Below are 4112 nucleotides of genomic sequence, written 5' to 3' on the forward strand. Positions count from 1 at the left end.
ATTCACCTTTTACTCAACAGACTCGCTTAATCACACGAGTTTTAAAACAGCTTCTGAGGAACTCGGGCTAAAACTGGAATTTCTTGAGAAAGACCAAGATTTACAAAATTATGTTCTAACTGCATACCATTTAATGACCTTAATTTTTGAACATACACCTTCCTTAAAATTCATTGCCAGCGATACAGGAAAAATGTGGGTTAAACAACAACAGATCCTTATTCCGACATCCCAACCCATTCCACAACAACCGCCCTCCAACAATCCATAAACTCGTATACCAGAACTTCTTCCCACGGTAAAAGTCAATTAGCTCATAGTTCAATTACTTATTTCACCTTTTGGTAAATGAATGTAGTTCTGCAAACATATATGGAAGCTCAAAAAACGCGATGAGAAGACAACTAAGAAAAAGGTCACCGAAAGAGCGAAATCGGTGACCTTTTTTATTCAGGATGGCATAATGCGACCATTTCCCATTTACATTATGCTGGTATTTCTCCTTTTCAGTTGTAAAAATAACAGCACGGGACCAGAACAGTCACTGGCGGCAGACCGCGATGTACTGGTAGCTCTGTACAACACGACTAATGGGGCAAACTGGACGAACAAGACAAATTGGCTGAGCGACAGCGATCTTTCGACCTGGCATGGCGTCACGGTTTCTAACGAACGGGTTATATCCCTGGACCTCGCCAACAATAATCTGACGGGCGAGCTTTCTGGGGCATTAGGCAACCTGTCCGACCTCAAAACACTGAATCTTTCCGACAATCAATTACATGGCCCAATCCCATCCGAATTGGGCAATCTGACCAACCTCACGGACCTGTATCTTTCCAGAAATGCATTGAGCGGATCAATCCCCTCTGAATTGAGCAACCTGTCCAACCTCACGGGACTGTATCTCGACCAGAATGGCCTGACAGGTCCACTTCCCCAAAGCCTGACAAACCTGACGAATCTAAAGGAATTCATCTTTCAAGACACAGAGCTATGCGCTCCGCTCAATGCTGCCTTTCAGACATGGCTTCAAGGCATACCCTTTTTTCTTGGTGCCAACTGTCAGTAGAGCAATATTATGAAACCTCATATCCCCATTCTACCTCATTACAAAACCCAGGAAATCCTTATACGGGCAGCAGCACAAAAAACGCTACCCTATGTGAAAGCCCCACACCTCTTGTTTCTGGACGAGCATAATGTCTTGATCGCCTACAAACGCGGCACCCGGCACAACACAGAACCAGCGGCTGACTGGGAGATGTTTCGCTACAATCCCACCACGGGGACAATTTCGGATCGGAAAATTGTCGCACATCTGGATGGATTCACGATCCAGAACGGAGAATTTGTCCGATTCGCCAATGGCGATATTAGCCTGTATGTGGATCCGCATTTTCCAAATTCAAAAGACAAATTCGGACTACTTGCATATCGGTCTTCGGATAACGGCGTGCATTTTGAAGGCGGGGAAAAACTCGGTTCCATCAACGGCACGGAATATGTCTATGCGTTTGAATCTCTAACAGAAGGCGAAACGACATGGATGCTCTTGACGCCCTATCGGCATTATCGAAATAACAGTCCCAATGTGGATGTGATTCGATCCGATGACAATGGAAAAAGTTGGCAGTTTGTGGCAAACCTCACAAAAGCCTTTGGAAACGCACCCATCAACGAAACATCCTTCCTGCGATATGAAGACGGATACATCTTCAACACACGGGGTCTGGACGGCATCCAGCGAATGCATTTTACCGATGAATCGTTCCGCACAATCAGAGAAGTGAACCTGACGGAAACCTACAAATTCATACGCGCCCAGATAGGCAGACCGCGACTTTTCAAGCGAGATGGCGGCTACTACTTTATCGGTAGAAATTACATGGAATCGATACGCGGCATGAAATTGTGTCTATTCAAATTTGATCCCGAATCACTCGACATCCTCACCTATGCCATATTGGACAATTACGAAGGCGCGGTTGTACCCGACGGGTATTATGCGATGCCTTATTTCACGACACGCGCCCAAAAAGTACATTTCAATGTCATAACCTATAAATCTCTCCACCACCGCGAATCGCCCCCGGATCTCATCCGCCTGGAATTCAAATGGAATGAATTGCGTTGAAGCAACAGAGGCCCAAAACCGCTTTCTTTCTTGACAGAAAGCAGGCCACCGATATATTCCTGACTTAGTAAATCAAGAATATCATAATAATTAGGAGGTTTACCCAAATGTCCGACACACCCTTGATTGCACCCCACGGTGGTCTATCCGAACCGGTCAATCGCATGGTAGCAGATGTTGAAACATTTTTATCCAGAACAAATGGGCTGACGCGCGTCCCGGTCAGCGATGCAGACCTATCCTCGGTCTATCGTTTTGGCGACGGCGGATTGAGTCCACTAACAGGACCAATGGATGCACAAACATATCATCGGGTACTCGACGAATCCGTCATCGAAGTGAATGGTAAGCGCTATGCATGGACGATCCCAATCTCACTACCCGTGAGTCCCGACCTCGCCAAAACCCTTTCGATTGGGCAGAAAGTCGCATTGGAAAATACATCTGGCGAAATTGTGGCAATGCTGGACATCAGCGACATCTTTGAATGGGACAAAACCAAATATCTCCAGCGCGTATATTTAACGGACCGCACAGACCATCCAGGTGCCGATATGGTCCTGAATGGCGATGCCGACAAAACCCATCTCATAGGCGGTGAAATTCAGGTACTACCCCAACCCAAAAATCCACATTTCGGACAATACGTACTCAGCCCGCGAGAAGTCAGACCCCTCCTGACACAAAAAGGCTGGAACCGCGTTGTGGCATTTCAAACGCGCAATGCCCTGCATCGGGCACACGAATACGCGCTGGTATATGGTTTGGAAACCCTCCTGCACCAGGGACACAACGCAGGCGCATGCTTAAATCCCCTCGTAGGAGAAACCAAATCGGACGATGTGCGCGCAGAAATTCGCATGCAAACTTACGAAGCCCTCATCGCATCTCGGGGACTGGGCGAAGGGGATAGCGACGTAGCTCTATGGCAAAAACGCGGTGAATCTGTACCCGACAGAGTGATCTTGCTCGGGCTGGACATCAAAATGTTTTACGCCGGACCCAAAGAAGCCGTCATGCACGCCATTTACCGTCAGAACTTTGGATTCACCGACATCATCATCGGCCGCAAACACGCCGATGCCCCCTATCACGACGGCAGCGCGATCTGGGGAGACTTCGATGCACAGGAAATTTTTGATCACCTGAATGGCGACCTCCAAATTCAGCCCGTAAACGTGGGATTTGCAGCGTATTACGAATCACTTGGACGCGTGGATTTAATGGAACATCACTCCGAAGAACAACCGGTCTTTATTTCAGGCTCTCAAGTGCGCGACACACTCAGCGCCGGAGAACAAGTCGATCCCCGAATCATGCGCCCGAGCACATCGGAAATATTGAGCAAAGCCATGTCGGCAACCGCATAAAAAAACGAGGCAGAACACCATGACTGACCGCCCCAACATCCTGGTAATCATGACCGACCAACAGCGCGCCACGGCCAGCCATCTCTACGGCAACACCTTTTGCCAAACCCCGTCGATGGAACGCCTGGCCGCCAGCGGAGTCCTCTTTGAGAACGCCATCACCCCGCACCCCCTCTGCGTGCCGGCGCGCATCTCATTTTGGACCTCGCAGTTTCCCCACTCGCACGGGGGCCGACGCAACCAGACCTGGATGCCAGCCGGTGCCGAACACGCCTGGCAACTCTGGAAATCGGAGGGCTACGCCACGGGTCTAATCGGCAAAAACCACTGCTTCGAACAGGAGGAGGACCTGGCACTCTTCGATGTGTGGAACCCCTTTACCCACGGCGGTCGAGGCGAGGAGACACGGGGCATGGACTGGTTCCGCCCGGCAGAAGGTCGCCAAAAAGTCGCCGCCGCACATCGCCAACTCGCCCATCAGAACCCCCGCTTCAGCTACGGCACCTCCGAGTTGCCATTGGAGGACCACTCCACCGGCCTGATCGCCGGACAGACGACGCGCTTTATCGAAAAGCACCAAGACCAGCCCTTTGCCCTGTGGGTCT

Annotated in this window: 5 protein-coding genes; all 5 read left to right on the forward strand. The window is 49.8% G+C overall.

Translation table 11 applies throughout. The annotated features are described in order from the left end of the window. Positions 1-271, forward strand: a 271-nt coding sequence (locus OXH16_08660; protein ID MCY3681457.1) for a hypothetical protein, incomplete at its 5' end; no start/stop codon positions are given. A gap of 192 nt (positions 272-463) precedes the next feature. After that, positions 464-1072: a hypothetical protein gene (locus tag OXH16_08665; protein ID MCY3681458.1), complete on the forward strand. Its 609-nt coding sequence runs from the start codon at positions 464-466 to the stop codon at positions 1070-1072. Positions 1073-1081: 9 nt separating this feature from the next. Beyond that, complete coding sequence (locus OXH16_08670) at positions 1082-2137, forward strand: sialidase family protein (protein MCY3681459.1); 1056 nt, start codon at positions 1082-1084, stop codon at positions 2135-2137. 107 nt (positions 2138-2244) lie between these two features. Then, positions 2245-3507, forward strand: coding sequence for a sulfate adenylyltransferase (locus tag OXH16_08675; GenBank protein ID MCY3681460.1), 1263 nt, complete (start codon positions 2245-2247; stop codon positions 3505-3507). A gap of 19 nt (positions 3508-3526) precedes the next feature. Next, positions 3527-4112 (forward strand): sulfatase-like hydrolase/transferase (locus OXH16_08680; GenBank protein ID MCY3681461.1); only part of this gene is annotated, 586 nt, incomplete at its 3' end.

It is taken from the genome of Gemmatimonadota bacterium (assembly GCA_026705765.1).
In the GTDB taxonomy this organism is placed as follows: Bacteria; Latescibacterota; UBA2968; order UBA2968; family UBA2968; genus VXRD01.